The 15,632-nt window shown below is 60.4% G+C and carries 11 protein-coding genes; 7 read left to right on the top strand and 4 right to left on the bottom strand.

Translation table 11 applies throughout. The features are described 5' to 3' along the window. The first annotated feature begins 182 nt into the window (after positions 1 to 182). Positions 183 to 2,153: an ATP-dependent nuclease gene (locus ACELLULO517_RS05965; RefSeq protein WP_227306387.1), complete on the top strand. Its 1,971-nt coding sequence runs from the start codon at positions 183 to 185 to the stop codon at positions 2,151 to 2,153. A 210-nt stretch (positions 2,154 to 2,363) separates the two neighbouring features. Here ACELLULO517_RS05965 and ACELLULO517_RS05970 read toward each other — a convergent pair whose 3' ends face one another. From ACELLULO517_RS05970 to ACELLULO517_RS05980, 3 genes are all read right to left on the bottom strand, one after another. Next, positions 2,364 to 3,941 (bottom strand): sugar ABC transporter ATP-binding protein, encoded by a 1,578-nt coding sequence (locus ACELLULO517_RS05970; protein ID WP_227306388.1) that lies wholly within the window; start codon positions 3,939 to 3,941, stop codon positions 2,364 to 2,366. Between the two features lie 66 nt (positions 3,942 to 4,007). After that, positions 4,008 to 4,970 carry a sugar-binding protein gene (locus ACELLULO517_RS05975; RefSeq protein ID WP_227306389.1) on the bottom strand — a complete coding sequence of 321 codons (963 nt, stop codon included), beginning with the start codon at positions 4,968 to 4,970 and terminating at the stop codon, positions 4,008 to 4,010. Positions 4,971 to 5,014: 44 nt separating this feature from the next. Continuing rightward, positions 5,015 to 6,013, bottom strand: a complete 999-nt coding sequence (locus tag ACELLULO517_RS05980; protein ID WP_227306390.1) for an ABC transporter permease — start codon at positions 6,011 to 6,013, stop codon at positions 5,015 to 5,017. A gap of 232 nt (positions 6,014 to 6,245) precedes the next feature. On the opposite strand from ACELLULO517_RS05980, the gene ACELLULO517_RS05985 reads away from it, so the two are divergent. The 5 genes from ACELLULO517_RS05985 to ACELLULO517_RS28865 all read left to right on the top strand — a co-directional run bounded on the left by ACELLULO517_RS05985 (position 6,246) and on the right by ACELLULO517_RS28865 (position 11,208). Beyond that, entirely contained in the window at positions 6,246 to 6,974 is a 729-nt protein-coding gene (locus tag ACELLULO517_RS05985; protein WP_227306391.1) for an SDR family oxidoreductase, read from the top strand. A 212-nt stretch (positions 6,975 to 7,186) separates the two neighbouring features. Further along, positions 7,187 to 7,987 carry an ATP-binding cassette domain-containing protein gene (locus tag ACELLULO517_RS05990; RefSeq protein WP_227306392.1) on the top strand — a complete coding sequence of 267 codons (801 nt, stop codon included), beginning with the start codon at positions 7,187 to 7,189 and terminating at the stop codon, positions 7,985 to 7,987. Between the two features lies 1 nt (position 7,988). After that, positions 7,989 to 9,035: an ABC transporter permease gene (locus ACELLULO517_RS05995; RefSeq protein ID WP_227306393.1), complete on the top strand. Its 1,047-nt coding sequence runs from the start codon at positions 7,989 to 7,991 to the stop codon at positions 9,033 to 9,035. A gap of 58 nt (positions 9,036 to 9,093) precedes the next feature. After that, a complete protein-coding gene (locus ACELLULO517_RS06000; RefSeq protein WP_227306394.1) occupies positions 9,094 to 10,101 on the top strand; it encodes a substrate-binding domain-containing protein in 1,008 nt (335 codons plus the stop codon). A 360-nt stretch (positions 10,102 to 10,461) separates the two neighbouring features. Further along, on the top strand, positions 10,462 to 11,208 hold the full coding sequence (locus ACELLULO517_RS28865; RefSeq protein ID WP_227306395.1) for a response regulator transcription factor: 747 nt from the start codon (positions 10,462 to 10,464) through the stop codon (positions 11,206 to 11,208). Positions 11,209 to 11,244: 36 nt separating this feature from the next. Here the strand turns inward: ACELLULO517_RS28865 and ACELLULO517_RS06010 are convergent, their stop codons facing one another. Next, on the bottom strand, positions 11,245 to 14,301 hold the full coding sequence (locus ACELLULO517_RS06010) for a glycosyltransferase (protein ID WP_227306396.1): 3,057 nt from the start codon (positions 14,299 to 14,301) through the stop codon (positions 11,245 to 11,247). Between the two features lie 469 nt (positions 14,302 to 14,770). Here ACELLULO517_RS06010 and ACELLULO517_RS06015 point away from each other — a divergent pair, with 469 nt between their 5' ends. Continuing rightward, positions 14,771 to 15,631, top strand: a complete 861-nt coding sequence (locus ACELLULO517_RS06015; protein ID WP_227306397.1) for a hypothetical protein — start codon at positions 14,771 to 14,773, stop codon at positions 15,629 to 15,631. Position 15,632: the final 1 nt, after the last annotated feature.

The following is a 15,632-nucleotide window of genomic DNA, read 5'->3' on the forward strand; positions in this document are numbered from 1 at the left end:
TTCCTGACGGTGGACACCGGGAATGGCGGGATTGGAACGGCCACGATACCGTGTTGATTTCCTGCCAATCTTTCTTGTATCTGACTAAAAGTCGGCTAATAACGAATCTTGCTGTTCGACTTCTGTTCCTCCATAAATATCTCGCGCAATTCTCGAGTTTGAACATAGCAGGGTGATTTGAGATGATGCTGAAGGAATACAGGGTTCGCGAGTTCCGCAGCATCTGGGACACCGGCCCCATCAAGGTAGACGACCAGACGACCTGCTTCGTAGGCAAAAATGAGGCCGGGAAGACCACTGTTCTGACAGCCCTTTATCGCACCAACCCGATTCGACCTAGTGAGGCCGTTTTCGACGAAACTTACGATTACCCCAAGCGCGAAGTAGAGGACTACCGGTACTCGGTCGAAAGTCGCGAGCGCGAGAAAGCTGTGGTTGTCAGTTGCACTTACGAACTCGAACAGGATGACTTCGACGCGATATCGAATGTCTTCGGACCAAAAGCATTCATCGGCCCGACATTCACCCGTGATTGCTATTATGGCAAAAACAACAGCATGGGTTATCTGACTTGCGATGACGCTGCGGCAAGGAAGCACCTTGCTGACAACGCAGCCTTAAACGATGACTTGAAGACAAAGCTGCTCGAAGCAACGGACTGGCGGGCATTTGCTGCGGCGCTCAATGGGGCAGAAGTTACTGAAGCTGTCACGGCACTCAAAGCCTTAGTCACTAAGGCCGTCAAGAGCGATACTGTTCGCTCTTACATCTATCACGACTTGATCTGGCCCCGGGTGCCCAAATTCCTCTACTTCGATGAATACTACCAAATGGAGGGGCAGGCCAATCTAAACGCCCTCATCTCGCGCGAAGACAACGACCAGCTCCTGAATTCGGACTATCCGCTTATTGGCCTCATCAACCTCGCGCGCCTTGACCATCGCAAGCTCGTGGCCACCAACAATACGGTGGAACTGAAGAATAAGCTGCAAGGTGCCGGGAACCATCTGACCCAGCGTATCATCAAATACTGGTCTCAAAACAGACACATACAGATGCGCTTCGACGTGCGTGACGCCAAAGCTGGAGACCCCGCGGGGATGCAGCAAGGGGTCAACGTGTGGGGTGAAGTGTATGACTCCGTGCACTGGGCCACAACGCCGCTGAGCCACCGGTCGAGGGGATTTGTGTGGTTCTTCTCGTTCTTGGCTTGGTACGAGGACGTGAAACGCAAGAAGCAGAATGTCATCTTGCTACTGGATGAGCCTGGCCTATCGTTACACGGTCGTGCACAAGCTGACCTGCTCCGCTATTTCGATTCGGAGTTGTCGGGCCACCAGCTCCTGTACACTACGCATTCGCCCTTCATGATTGACCCGACTAAGTTCGAAAGGGTTCGCATCGTGCAGGACCTAGGCATTGACGCCCCAGATGCATTGCCCAAGGCCGAAGACGGCACTAAGGTGCTCGCCAATGTCTTCGACGCCACCGACGACAGCTTGTTTCCCTTGCAGGGTGCGCTCGGCTACGAAATCCAGCAGACCCTGTTCATCGGACCGAACGCACTTATCGTGGAGGGTGTCGCCGACATGCTCTACCTGCGCGCCGTGGCAGCCCAACTGGCGCGCGAAGGCCGCGAGGGGTTATCTGAGGATTGGGTCATCACACCCGTCGGTGGCAGCGGGAAAGTGCCCACGTTTGTGGCACTCCTCGGCTCGCAAAAGGGTATCAACGTGGCCACGCTGCTGGACATCCAAAACAGCGACAAGCAGCTCATCGAAGACTTATACAAGAAGAATTTGCTCACCAAGAAACAGGTGTCGACCTACGCGGACTTCACCGGCACTGCTGAAGCTGATGTCGAGGACATGTTTGAGCGGTCGTTCTATATTGAGCTGGTCAACAACGAATATGGCAAGCAGCTTGCGTCGAAGATCACGCCGGTAAATCTCAATCAGAACGTGCCCCGGACGCTTCGGGCGATTGATGCTTGGCTGGCCGACAACCCCATGAAGTCTGGCTCTTTCGGCCACTACAGGCCCGCGCGCTACTTCACCGAGCAGCTAGGCACGCTTTGGCCGAAGGTGTCGGACGAGACGAGGAACCGTTTCGAGGCGGCATTCAAGCATCTGAACGGGCTCTTACGTAAATAACAACATTAGTCGTCTTCTTAGCGGTCAAATACTCGACTTCACAACATTGGAACCGTGAATGGGAAAGGCCGCTTCCGACCCACTCCAGCTATGGGCGGTAAAAGCCGATGTCTGCTTTTGATCTCTCGCCGTCCCAGTGCGGACAGCCCGCTATCCCACCCCCAACTCGGCCCTGGAGCAAACAACCGCTTATCGATCGGGAGCAAAGCTTCAGCTGGCGGCCTCGGCCTCGCCATAGGTCGTGGGCGCCGGATGGGGCGTGTCGCTCGCATCCAGCGCGGCCAGCGCCATGATCCGCTCCTCCGACGCGTCATCGAAGGCGATCTCACCGGCCAATTGGCCGGATCGCATGACCAGGATACGGTCCGAAATCGTCAGCACTTCCGGCAGATCGCTGGAAATGACGAGGATCGCCAATCCGTCCCGCGCCAATTCGCGCATCAGCGCGTATATCTCAGCCTTGGTCGATACATCGACGCCGCGCGTCGGCTCATCCACGATCAGCACGCGCGGCTTGGCCGCCAGCCATTTGGCCAGCACGACCTTCTGTTGATTGCCGCCCGACAGCAGCCCGACCAATTGCTCGGTCGAAGGCGTCTTGACGCGAAAGCGATCGACATAGCCGTCGATCATGCGGTTTTCGGCAATAGGTTTCACGAAGTTGCCGTTCGACAAGCGGCCGAGGCTCAGCGCCGCGAGCGAGAGATTGGACCCCACGCTCATACCCAGAACCAGACCCTGCTGCTTGCGGTCTTCCGGCACCAGCCCGATGCCCAGCCGCATGGCGTCACCCGGCTTGCGGATGCGTACGGGCTTGCCGTCCAGCACGATCTCGCCGCGCGGCGCCGATGGCGCGCCGAAAATGCCGAGCGCCATTTCGGACCGTCCGGCGCCGATCAGCCCGGCGACGCCGACAATCTCACCCGCCCGCAGATCGAAGGAAATGTCATGGTAGCGCTTGCCGTCCGACAGGCCACGGACGGACAGCATCACCGGCTTGTCGTCATTCATCGGGCGAATGCGCTGCACGCCCGCCAGGTCCCGGCCGACCATGAGGCGGACGACCTCCTCCGGATCGGTATCCGACAGCCGCGTTGTCTTCACATGCCGACCGTCCCGCAGCACGGTGACATAATCGCAATTGTCGAAAACCTCGCGCATGCGGTGCGAGATGTACAAAATGGTGACGCCGCTGGCCTTCAGGTCATGCACGACGCGGAACAGGACAAGGCTGTCGGCTTCGGACAGGCTGGATGTCGGCTCATCCAGAATCAGCAAACGCGGCTCATGCACCAGGGATTTGCAGATTTCGATGAGTTGCTGCTGCGCGATCGTCAACTCGCCCAGGCGAATATCGGGGTCGATATCGATGCCCATACGGCGCAAAGCCGCGCGCGCCTGCGACCGCTGTGCGGCACGATCCACCATGACGCCCGCAACCCTTGGCTCGGCGCCCAGAAAGATATTCTCGGCGACCGACATATTCGGCGCCAGCATCAATTCCTGAAAGACGATGGATATGCCTTTGGACGCGGCATCGCGCGTGCCGGACAGCTGCAATTGATTGCCGTCGAAGATCAGCCGCCCGGTATCGGGCTTCAGCGCCCCCGCGATGACCTGCATCAGGGTCGATTTGCCGGCGCCGTTTTCGCCCATGATGGCGTGGATGGTGCCGGTCTCGACATGAAAGGTCACGTCCCGCAGCGCCTGCACACCGGGGAATCCCTTGGAAATCTCTTCCACCGTCAGCAGCACGGGCATTGTTTTGGTCCCCAGCAACAAAGGCAAGCCGATAAAATCCTCACCCGCGGGCCAGTTCCGCGGGTGAGGATGATAGCAAGACGGATCGGAGGCTTACTTCGACGCCTTGGCGATGAAGCTGTCGACATTGTCCTTGGTCACGACGTCGGTTCCGGTATCGGTCACCTTGGGAACCGTGCCGCCGCTGGACAGCGTGTTGAGCATGTCGATCGAGCCGGTGCCCATGGCATAGGGGCGCTGGCCGACGAGCACGGTCGCATCGCCTTCCTTAAGCAGCTTCAGCTGCGGCAGCAGCGTATCGAAGCTGACGACCACGAACTTGCCGTCCATGATGTCAGCCTTGCGGCTTTTCACGGCGCGGGCATAGGCGGCGGGGGCGAACATCGGCCAGCCGCCCGAGAAGTAGATGCCGTCCAGATGCGGGTATTTCGACAGCACGTCCTGAATGATCTGTACGGCGGCATTGGAATCATCGTTGCAGGAATAGGGCGAACCCGCGACTTCCTTGAAGTTCGGACCCAGCTGCTTCTTGAAACCGGCGATGCGGTCATTCAGGTTGGCGGCCGACAGGCCGCCGGTCAGCACGGCATAGGTGCCGCCATTGGGCAGGGCGGCGGCGAAAGCCTTGCCGGCCGTCTCACCGCCACCTTCGTTATTGGTGCCGATGAAGCCGATGCGCTGCGAATCCGGCGAATCGGAATCGAAGGTGATGACGGGAATGCCGGCCTTGATGGCATCCGCAATCACGCCCTTGATGCTGTCCGGATTGTTCGGCGCCACGGAAATGCCGGCGACATGCTTGGTGATCAGATCGCGCATGATGCTGATCTGGGCGGCATCATCCAGCTGCGACGGGCCGGTGAAATCGCACTTGGCGCCGATCTTGGCGGCTTCGGCTTCGCAGCCCGTTTCGGCATCGGCATAGAAGGGAATGCCGAGCGCCTTGGGCACCATGGCGAAAGTCTTCTCCGCCGCATGGGCGCGGCCGCTTCCGAGGCTGGCGAAACCAAGGCCGACCACCATAACGGCGGCCGTCGTCATCAGAATTTTCTTCATTGTTTCGTTCCCTGTTTTTTTGTTCTAGGGGCCCTTACGCACGTCTATCGTGTTCGCCAGAAGCCCTTGCGGAGCTGATCGATGAACACCGCCAGCACGATGACCGAGCCGACGAAAACGCCCTGCCAATAGGCATCGGTGCCGAGCAGCACGAGACCGTTACGCAGAACTTCCAGAATGACCGCACCGACGAAGACGCCCAGAATGGTGCCCTCGCCGCCGGTCAGCGCCGTGCCGCCGATGACGGCCGCCGCAATGACGCTCAACTCCTTGCCCAGACCCTGATTGGAAATGGCGGAGGAGAGATAGCTCACTTCGATGATGCCGGCGATGCCCGCCGTCACCGCCGAGATGACATAGACGCTGATCTTGAGTCGGTCGACTTCAAGACCGGTCAACCTTGCCGCCCGCTCATTGCCGCCGATGGCATAAAGCTGGCGGCCGTAGACCGTGCGACTCAACGCAATGCCGGCGATCACCGACAGCACAACGAAGACGATGAAAGGATTGGGCAGGCCGAAGGTCTGGCCGCCACCGAGATTGAAGAAGATACTATCATCCGGCAGGAAGCCGTCGATGGAATGGCCGCGCGTGATAACAAGCGCGAGCGCGCGGGCGATCGACATCGTGGCCAGGGTCGGCACGAAGGGCGGCATGCGCAGTTTGGTGACGCAAAGCCCGTTGAACAGCCCGATAGCAGCCGAAATCAGCAAGGCCAGGGTGCAGCCCAGAATGGGCCCGAAGCCGAGGTTCATGAAGGCGGCGGAGGATACCGCCGCCAAGCCCCAAACGGACCCGACGGACAGGTCAATACCGCCCGTGATCATCACCATCGCCTGGCCGAGCACGACGATGCCGACGAAGGAGAAGTTGCGCGCGTCATTGAGCATATTATTGGGCGAAGCGAAGTCCGGCGCAAAAAAGGACAGGCCCACCACCATGATGGCGAGCGCAGAGATGATGCCCGTCTCCCGGGACCGCAGCATGCGGCCAAGAAACGACTTCTGCCCGGGTGCCGCCGCCGTCTTGTCGGCCGCGCTCATGCGCAATCCTGCCTGACGCCCGTATCGCGATCTTGACCGCCCAATATTGCCTCCATCCCTGCCCGGCCAAGCCGGCTTTATCCGTCCGCGCTTGATGTCGCGGTATCGTTCGGCGCCGGATTGGTCCGACCACCTAATGAGACGGTATAGCGCCCCTGCGCAGCGCGGCAAGCCCGCAAGTTGAAAACAATGTTAAAGCTGGTGGCAGAACAAAAATCCTAGGGAGGAACAGATGAGCGAAGATATTTCAGGCAAAGTTATTGTCATTACCGGCGCCAGTTCCGGCATCGGTCGGGCCGCCGCCCGGCTTCTGGCCGATAAGGGCGCGCGCCTGGCCCTGGTCGCGCGGGAGAGCCCGCGCCTGACGGCGCTGACCGAAAGCCTGGGTGACGCCGCCATCGCCGTGCCGGCCGATCTGTCGCAGCCCGCCGATACCGATGCCATGATCGCGCGGACGCTCGCCCATTACGGCCGGATCGATGTGCTGTTCGCCAATGCCGGCGTCTATATTCCGGGCAACGTGGCGGAAGGCGACCCCGACGACTGGGAGCGGATGATGGCGATCAACGTCACCAGCGTCTTCCGCGCGGCACAGCGGGTATTGCCCGGCATGATCGCGCAGGGCAGTGGCGACATCATCGTCACCAGCTCAATCTCCGGCCATCAGGCACTGCATTGGGAGCCGATCTATAGCGCCAGCAAACACGCCATCCGCTCCTTCGTGCATGGGCTGCGGCGCCAGGCCCTGCCGCATGGCATTCGGGTCGGCTCGATCTCACCGGGCGTCGTGTTGAACGAGCTTTGGGGCATCGACGATCCGGCGGAAATCACGCGCCGGGTTGCCGATAGAACCGGTTTGATGTCTGAAGACATTGCCGACGCACTGCTCTACAGCCTGACGCGGTCGCGTCATGTCACCATCCGCGACATGGTCATCCTGCCGGCGGGGCAGGACATCTAGCCTCAGCCAATAGCCCTGTCCCAACCGGCCTGGCCAACGGATGGGACAGGGCTGAGACCGCAATCATCATTTGACAGCCGCCGCACGCCCTTCCTAACCTCGGCCTGCATTGTTCTGATCAATGCTGCAGCTGCGAAACGTCCCAAAGGGTAGAACCTCTCCAAGAAAAGACGCAGGACAACAAAAACGAGAAAAACTGGGGGCAATCCAGAATGGACAAGCAGTCTGACACCGGGTCTGACTATGCGCATATCGTCCGTGCCGAGGGCATCAGTCTCTCCTACGGCAAAATCCGCGCCCTGCAGGGGATCAATCTGGCAATCGGGCGCAACGAGATCGTGGGGTTGATCGGCGATAACGGCGCCGGAAAATCGACGCTGATCAAGGTGCTGACGGGGGTGGTGCGACCGACCTCGGGCAAGCTTTACATTCGCGACAAGCCGGTTGACTGGACCCATTACTCAGTGCGGGAAGCGCATCGGCTGAGATTCGAGACGGTCTATCAGGAAAAATCGCTCGGCGAGAAACAGCCTTTGTGGCGCAATATTTTCGTCGGGCGACAAATCACCAACCGTTTCGGTTTCATCAAGGTGGCCGAAGAACGTCGTATCGCCAACGATATCCTCAAAAGACAGCTTGGCTTTCGCGGCGTCGGCATCGATGCCGATTCGACCATTTCCAAACTATCGGGTGGGGAACGCCAAGGCATCGCCATCGGCCGCGCGATGCATTTCGACAGCGACCTCATCATTCTCGACGAACCGACCGTGGCCCTGGCGATCAGCGAGGTGCGCAAGGTTCTTGATTTCGTGCGTTCGATCAAGAATTCCGGACGCGCCTGCATCTATATCGAGCACAACCTCGCCCATGTTCACGCTCTGGCGGACAGGCTCATCGTACTCGACCGTGGACGCATCGTCGCCGATATCAAATCCGGCGAGATGACGCTGGAGGAACTGACAAAATTCCTCATCGATCTCCAGAAAAGCGGCCATGCTGCGGGGATCGGCTGATATGAGCACGCATCTCTCCTCCCCGCCCTCCCCGGCCGGCCGGCGCACGGCATCCTGGCCGCAGATCACGCAGGTCGAGGGCCTGCCCATCATCCTGGTTTTCCTGGTCCTGGTCGGCCTGTTCATCGTCACCGCGCCCGAGGTCTTCCTGCATTGGCCGATCTATCTGTCCTTCCTCACGACCGTGCCGCCGATGCTGGTGCTCGCCATCGGCCTGACTTTGGTCGTCGCCGCCGGCGAGATCGACTTGTCTTTTCCCTCCACGCTCGCCTTTTCGGGTTTCCTGTTTTCCGTCTGTGAAAGCAGTCTCGGCAATCCCTGGCTCGGCCTCATCGCGGCGCTGGCCGGCGGCGCGCTGATCGGCCTGGTCAATGGATTGCTGGTGGCCTGTATCGGCGTGCCCTCGATCATCATTACCATCGGCACGCAGTTCTTCTGGGCGGGTGCCGCCTCCATCCTCTCGGGGGGGCAGTCCGATGCCCTTCAGGAGCTGGACGGCAGCGCCATCTATGATGTTTTCGCCGGCAATCTCTTCGGCTTTCTGCCCATGCAGTCGCTCTGGGCCGTCGGGCTCGCGGTCTTTATGTGGTTCATTCTCAACCGCCACCGCTTCGGCGAGCATATCCTGTTCATCGGCGACAATCGCCAGGTCGCGCGTGTCGCCGGCATCAATGTGATGCGCGAGACGGTGAAGCTTTTCGTGCTGATGGGCGTGCTGGGCGGCTTCGCCGCCGTGCTGCTGACGGTTGAAAACCTCAACTACTTCTCGACCCAGGGGCAAGGCTATCTTTTGCCGGCACTGGCCGGCGTCTTCATCGGTGGCACCTCCGTCTTCGGCGGCACCGCCACGATCGTCGGTACCTTTTTCGGCACCTTCATTATCGGCATGCTGGAAGCGGGCATCGTCGCCACCGGCATTGCCGGTTTCTGGGTGCAGGCCATCGAAGGCATCGTCTTCGTCGCGGCCGTCACCCTGCATCTTCTCATGGAAAGCCCGGGCAAGCTGCGACAGCTGCGTGCGCTCGCGGGCCTGGGCGGCCGCCCATGAGCTGATCCGACAGCGGCCAATTGTGCCGCCAAGACAATCATCAACGAGAGGAAAGAAAATGACCAAAGTAAAGGCGTCCCTTCTCGCCAGCGTCGCTTTTGGGTTCGCGGCGCTGCTCGCCCGCCCGGCTCTGGCCACGCAGCCCACGACCAACGGGCCGCTCGGCCAGGGCATGACGATCTATATGCAAATGGGCGGCAATCCCGGCGACGGCGCCACCCTTGCCCGGCAGACCGGCGCGGCCGACGCCGGACATGCCTTCGGCATCAAGGTGGTGGAGCAATTTTCCGCCTGGAATCCGGAGACGATGCTGACGCAGTTCCGTCAGGCCCTGGCCGCGCGCCCGACCTGCATCGCGGTCACCGGCCATCCCGGTGACCCTGCCTTCGCGCCTCTCATCGCCAAGGCCGAAGCCCAAGGCACCATCGTCACGGTCGGCAATACGCCCCTGCCTGAGGCCGAGAAGGCTTATGGCGAAAAGGGTACCGGCTATGCTGGCGTCGATCTTTATGTCGGCGGAGAGATCACGGCCCAGGCGATGCTCGCGGCCGGTCTGAAATCCGGTGACGAGGCTTTGGAATATGGCGTCTTCAACGAGACGACTCGCAGCCAAAGCGATCGCGGCTTAGCCGATACTTTGGAGAAAGCGGGCGTCAAGGTGACCAAGCTCAATATCTCACCGCAAGTTGATTCCGACTCCTCGCTCGCGGTACCGATCCTCGTCGCTTTTCTGGAATCGCACCCCAATCTGCGCGCCATAGGCACGCAGCATGGCGGGGTCACCGGCTTCATCCCGCAAGCGCTGCGCCAGGTCGGCAAAAAACCCGGTCAGATCATCGTCGGCGGCATCGATTTAGCGCCGTCGACGATCGCCGGCCTGCAGCAAAAATATATCACGGCGACGCTCGATCAGCAGCTTTACTTGCAGGGTTTCCTGCCGGTGACACAATGCGTTCTATCCGCAAAATACAACTTCGCTGGTCTGAACATCAATACTGGTGCAGGCGTTCAGACGCCGGCGACGATCGATGCGCTGATCCCGCTGATCAAACGCGGCATCCGCTAAGCAAGACGCGACGAGGCGGTGCGGCTGGCTGTCTTGGCCGCCCCCCTCGTTTGCCTTTCGATTTCTCAATTATGCGCTTCTCGTCTGGACCAAATAAAACTCGCGCATTATACGCCCCAATCCTTGCACCCCCATAAGACTTCACGTTTTTGTGAGATCGCATCCAAAAGGGGCGTTTTTGCGTAACACCAATATTGGTGTTCGAGATTCCATTTTCATTCTGTTCCCCGTCCAAAATTGCGTGATTTCTTGCACTTTTACCTTGCGGATGTCATTTGGGTTGAGGCCGATAGCTTAGTCGGTCCGGCCTGCTCCAGCCTTACCGCCGGATCGATGCGCCTTATGTGAGGATTGATTAGAGTGACTGATTTCTACCTGGCATCCGCGGCCAATCTGGGCACCCTCACTTCGGTTGCAGTCTCGCCGCCCAAGATTGGGGCTGCGGTCAATCTTCTTTGCGTCGGTTGGATTGACGACAATCAACTGACCCGCGAATGCTTTGCCAATGCCGCTGGCGCGATGCAATCGCTCCTGGTCATTGTGCCGTTTCATTCCCCGCGGGAGTTTCTGGCCAATCCGCCGCCGACGGTCGATCTTGTCGTCTATCATCAGCACGGGGACGACACGGCGGGGCTCAATATACTGACGGCCGGCAATGGTGTCATGCCGCCCAATAACCCCTTCGTCATCCTCTCGGATAGCGCATCCGACAGCATTCATGAGGCCGTTGCACGCTTCCCCCAAGGCTCCGCCACGCTGCTCAATACAAAGCGTACGAGCCTGCAAATGGTGGTCGCCTCGCTATTCCTGATCCATCATGGACGCGAGGTCGTACCGCCCGCGCAGCCGGCGGCATCGGCACCACCCCCGCCCCCTATCCCCGCCGAGAACAGCGCCGAGGCCGGAAATCTGACGAAGCGGGAGCGGTCGGTTCTGGAACTCGTCCGCCAGGGTTACGCGAATAAGGATATAGCGACTGACCTTCAGATGAGCGTCAGCACGGTCAAAGCGCATATCCGTAACATTATGCAGAAGAAACGTGCCAGCAATCGCACGCAGCTCGCACTCGGTGCCGAGCGCCAATTGCGCCGTTCCGCCGCAAAGTAAAATCGTCGATCACATCTGCATGTCAGCGTTTTGTCTTCATGCCGCCGCCTGAGTTGATGATACGACATTGCACAGCGCCTGGATGATGCGCCGTGGCGGCAGGCTCAAGGGTAGCAGCACGCCACCGCCATTGCTTTTGATGCGTTCGGCCTGCGCCCCGATATCGAAAGCGACCACCGGCAGTTCCGCCTGCCAAAGCTGGCTCAAAACATAGGACCAGGTCTCCGGCCAAAGCGCCGGCAAAAAAGCCAGATCGGCGTTCTGCGCCTTGATGAGGGCGATGGCCTCGCTTTCCTCGTAGCGGCCGGTGATCGTCACTTTGCCGGTCTCCAGAAGCCGTTCGTCATCGCAGGTAAAACCGACAATCTGGAACAGGATCGGCAAATCCTCCGCTTGCGCCAGCCGCGCGCAATCCAGCAGGATCTGATAGCCCTTTTCGTATCCGATCGCCCCGGCGATACAGACTTCACGCGCCCCGCCGGGCGTAATCGGCCGAATAGGCTTGCCTTGCAGACGCAGATGATCCGTCTCCCATGGTCGCACCTGGGGCTGCACGCCGAAGCGGCGCCGGAAGCGCAGGGCCGTGTCGGCCGTTGGCGCAATCACGACGCGGGCCCGGTCGAAGATATCCTGCGACCATGCGATGAGCGCGCCGGGCTGGATATCGCGATCGAGCGCGCCGCCGCGATCACGCACGCAATCTTCGCAAACCTTAAGTTCGGGCTCGCCGCAATAGCGGTTGCCCTGCGCGGTGAGCGTAATGCGCGGGCAGAACCACGCATAGTCATGCAGATGCAGATCGAACGGGATCCCAAGCGCCGTCACCATGGCGATCGTTTCCGGCTCATGCCCGATGAAGTGATGCAGTTCGATATTGTCCAGCCGACAGGCACGCAGGAATTGCTCCAGAAGCGGGCGCTCGGACCCCGCGTGGAACTGCAGATTGGGCAAGGCCAGGGACGGTGTCTTGACTTCGCACAGCGCCCCGCCTGTGCGATCTTTCGTCGCTCTGACGATCAAGGCAAGAAACCCAGCCTCCTCAGCCTGCCTTGCCCGCGCCAGAACGTGGCGCTGCACACCGCCCTCCCGGTTATGGGTGACAAAGCCGATGGCGCGCCGATCCCGCTGGATTGCCCGCAGGCGCGCTTGATCCACCAGGCGACGATGCGGGAACAAAGGGTCTGCCTTCTCCCAGTCCGCGATGAGAGAATCATAGCCCGGATGCAAAGTATTGAGCATCTTCAGATTGCGCCGGACCAGACTTTCCTTCGCGGCGGCGAAGGACTGTCCTTCGAGATGGCCGATATAGCAGCCCGTGGCCGCCACATGCCGCCAGCCGAGATGCCGGGCGCGCATGCAGAAGTCGTTCTCCTCACCATAGCCTTGCGCAAAGACATCCTCGCGCAGAATCCCGGTCTCGACCAGACAAGCATGGCGGATATAGAGGCAGAAGCCGTGTCCGGTCGGGATCTCGGCCACTGCTTCGCCATTCTCGGCGGCGAAGGCGGCGGCCAGTTCCGCCGTCTCCTCCTCGGTCGGAATGGCATTGGCATGCCAGGGGTCCGGATAGCTCAGGATCGTCGCGGCGTTCGAGAAGGGCGTCGCCGTGCCGATGTCGCTCTCGGCATAGGTCGCGCGCCGCAGACCCGCGACCCAGTGCGGCGCCACCAGCGTATCGCTGTTCAGAAGAACGATATCCTGCCCGGCCTCGGCCGCCTGCCGCATAGCGAGGTTAACCGTGCCCGGAAAGCCGCGATTGACGGTCTCCAACCGCAGCTGAATATCCTCCTTCCGCGCCATATTCGTCAAAGCCTCGACCAGAGCGGGCTCGGGCGATGCGTCCGAGATGACCAGGATCACCTCATCCGGCCCGCGATGCTCCAACACGGACCGCACGCAGTCGATGGTCGAGCGCAATCCGCGATAGACCGGAATCGCGATCAGGGTCTGGCGGAGGACCGGCTGCGGCGGCGGCCCCGCGCGACGGCCGCGATGGGCTGCCGGAATGCTGATCTCGGCCGCGACATCGCTATCCTCGGCCTCGGCTTTACCCAGAGCCGGAAAGCGGCGACGGAGGCGCGAGGCGGCGACCATGCCGCTGTCGACGCCGCCCGTGGGCCTCAACGGACTGCCGTAAAGCGGGCGTCCGTGCGGCCCCGCCAAGGCCAGTTGCCCGTCGGGCAGCTCCGCGAAAGGCACCGAAAACCCTCGTTGCCATATCAAACGCTCAAGATTGGCGGCGGTCTCGATCATCGCCTCCGCCGTCAGGTCGATCGCACTGGACAAGCCGCGCACCTGCAGCCGGGGTTGAACGTCGGGCGCACCCGGCAGCCAGCACCAACCCGCGATGCCAGCCTCGGTCCGCTCGACGAAACCTTCGCACCGGATCACCGATTGCGGCTTGAGACGACTGCCGACCAGCGGCACGCCGCCGGACGTGACCTCGATCGTCTCGGCACCCAAAGCCGCCTGCCCGAGGGCGAAGCGCACAAAACCTGGCTCGCGCGCACGCGCGCCCAGACGCAAGGGCATGCCGTCCGCCGTCACGGACAGCATCGGCGCCCCACGCCGGATGACAGGTCCACCCACAAACAAGTCGCCCCGCGTGTTCAGCCCGCACCAGCCGCGCGCACCGGTCGCTTGCAGAATATCGTCCAGCAAAGCGATCGCCGGCTGGTCCAGAATCGGTGCATTGCGGCTGAGGGTTTCATGAATCTCGATCGCCGCGAGGTCCGGCCGGCTGGCCCGCATCCTTGTCAGCGCGAGGCGATACCACACGGCATTCCACCCGCTGCGCCGTGCCAGAAGATCAAACGGCTCGGCCGCTTCGGCAAGGCCCAGATGCAAGCGCAGATCCCCGATGAGAAGGGTGATCAGGCTACTGGATGGTGCCTGACGCTGTGCGTAAAGTAGGTGCGACAGCGCTACCTCGGTGGAATCCTCCCGCAAGGCCGCCCCGGCACGCAGCAAGGCCTCAGCCGCCCGGGGATTGGCCTCCATTCCGGCAATGACGCAAGTCTGCTCGGCCAGGCCGGCCAAGCCAGCCTCACCCTTGGCCCAGGACGTCAGCAGTGCTTCGACAACGCTTGCCATAGATTATTCACCACATTCGGAAATGCTTCGTCCTGCCGGATAGTCTCACAGGATAGATCCTCACCATCAACTTGCCATAAGGATTTTAAAACGAATGTCTAACCAATTTTGTTTCATAATTTTATGCAACCCATCCCAAGGTTAGGCTCCACCAGGCCGACGCTTCATGAGAGTCTGGCCGACAGCGAAAATTCGATTTGTTTCATAATAATTAGTTAAAATTTCCTGTCTGGAACTAGAAGTTAATAGTTCTCACAGGCTAATTCCTCTAGTCAGGCTAACCCTGCCAAAAGATAAATAGACCTTGCAAAAAGGTCTAGAGGTTCCTCTCCGCTCTCATACAATCCTTGCTATAAACCGCGTCAATCCTACCTTTTGTTAGGATTGCATTCATAATTTGACTGTACCCTTCTGCAATGCGTTTAGCACTGGCGCTCGACGTTTGACCTTTTTGCAGGAGACGGGATAGATGTCAGATACCGCCACCATACCGAGCGGCGTGCAACCGGCAAACTACTCTAGTGCCACGGGATCGAGCCAGATTTTCGAGGCCAATTTCGGGCCCGGCACGATCTATTCAGTGGTGATTGACAGTAGCGTCAATACCGTTCCCGGCGCGCTCGTCGTCGGCGGGACTGGTACATCGCAAACCATCTCTGGCGCCAGCATCGTCAGCGATTCGAACGCGACCGGCAACAATGCCTTTACGGTGACGAGCCCGACGGTCGTTCTTGCGGCGCCAAGCGACACGATCACCGCTGCCACCGCCGCCACCACGGTTTACGGCGGTTGGGCCGGCATCACGCAATTCTCCCTCGGCGGCAGCGGCAGTTCCGTGACGGGCGGTCCCGGCGACATCACCGGCGTTTCGACCGGTGCCAATACAACCCTGATCGGTGGCGGCGGCAATAGCATCTTCACCGTCACGGGCGCCAATTCGCTGGCCGTCGCCGGAGCCTCCGGCATTACCGGCATCGACGCCAGCAGTTCGACCGGACCGCTGACGATCGCGACCAATCCGCTGGCAAATTCCGGCACGCTGGTAGCCACTTTGGGATCCGGCGCCGATACCTTTATCGGCGGTGCGGGTGCCTCCACCGTCACGGCCGGTTCCGGCAATGATGTATTCGGCTTCGTCAACGGCCATGCCGGCGGCACTGTCGTCATCATCGGCTTCAATGCGTCCGACAATATCGCCTTCGGCGGCTACGGCTATACCGGCACCAATCTGCCTGTCGAAACCGTGACGGCGGCGGGCGATGTGATGACACTCAACGACGGCACGAAGATCCTCTTCGCCGGTCTCGATCACAAACTCTTCAACAACTGAG

This window comes from Acidisoma cellulosilyticum (assembly GCF_020621385.1).
GTDB classification, from domain to species: domain Bacteria; phylum Pseudomonadota; class Alphaproteobacteria; order Acetobacterales; family Acetobacteraceae; genus Acidisoma; species Acidisoma cellulosilyticum.

Excerpts from the sequence above, each read along its gene's own strand:
- ACELLULO517_RS05965 (WP_227306387.1), top strand. The coding sequence starts at position 183 with ATGATGCTGAAGGAATACAGGGTTCGCGAGTTCCGCAGCATCTGGGAC.
- ACELLULO517_RS05975 (WP_227306389.1), bottom strand. The coding sequence starts at position 4,970 with ATGAAGAAAATTCTGATGACGACGGCCGCCGTTATGGTGGTCGGCCTT.
- ACELLULO517_RS05980 (WP_227306390.1), bottom strand. The coding sequence starts at position 6,013 with ATGAGCGCGGCCGACAAGACGGCGGCGGCACCCGGGCAGAAGTCGTTT.
- ACELLULO517_RS05985 (WP_227306391.1), top strand. The coding sequence starts at position 6,246 with ATGAGCGAAGATATTTCAGGCAAAGTTATTGTCATTACCGGCGCCAGT.
- ACELLULO517_RS05990 (WP_227306392.1), top strand. The coding sequence starts at position 7,187 with ATGGACAAGCAGTCTGACACCGGGTCTGACTATGCGCATATCGTCCGT.
- ACELLULO517_RS05995 (WP_227306393.1), top strand. The coding sequence starts at position 7,989 with ATGAGCACGCATCTCTCCTCCCCGCCCTCCCCGGCCGGCCGGCGCACG.
- ACELLULO517_RS06000 (WP_227306394.1), top strand. The coding sequence starts at position 9,094 with ATGACCAAAGTAAAGGCGTCCCTTCTCGCCAGCGTCGCTTTTGGGTTC.
- ACELLULO517_RS06010 (WP_227306396.1), bottom strand. The coding sequence starts at position 14,301 with ATGGCAAGCGTTGTCGAAGCACTGCTGACGTCCTGGGCCAAGGGTGAG.
- ACELLULO517_RS06015 (WP_227306397.1), top strand. The coding sequence starts at position 14,771 with ATGTCAGATACCGCCACCATACCGAGCGGCGTGCAACCGGCAAACTAC.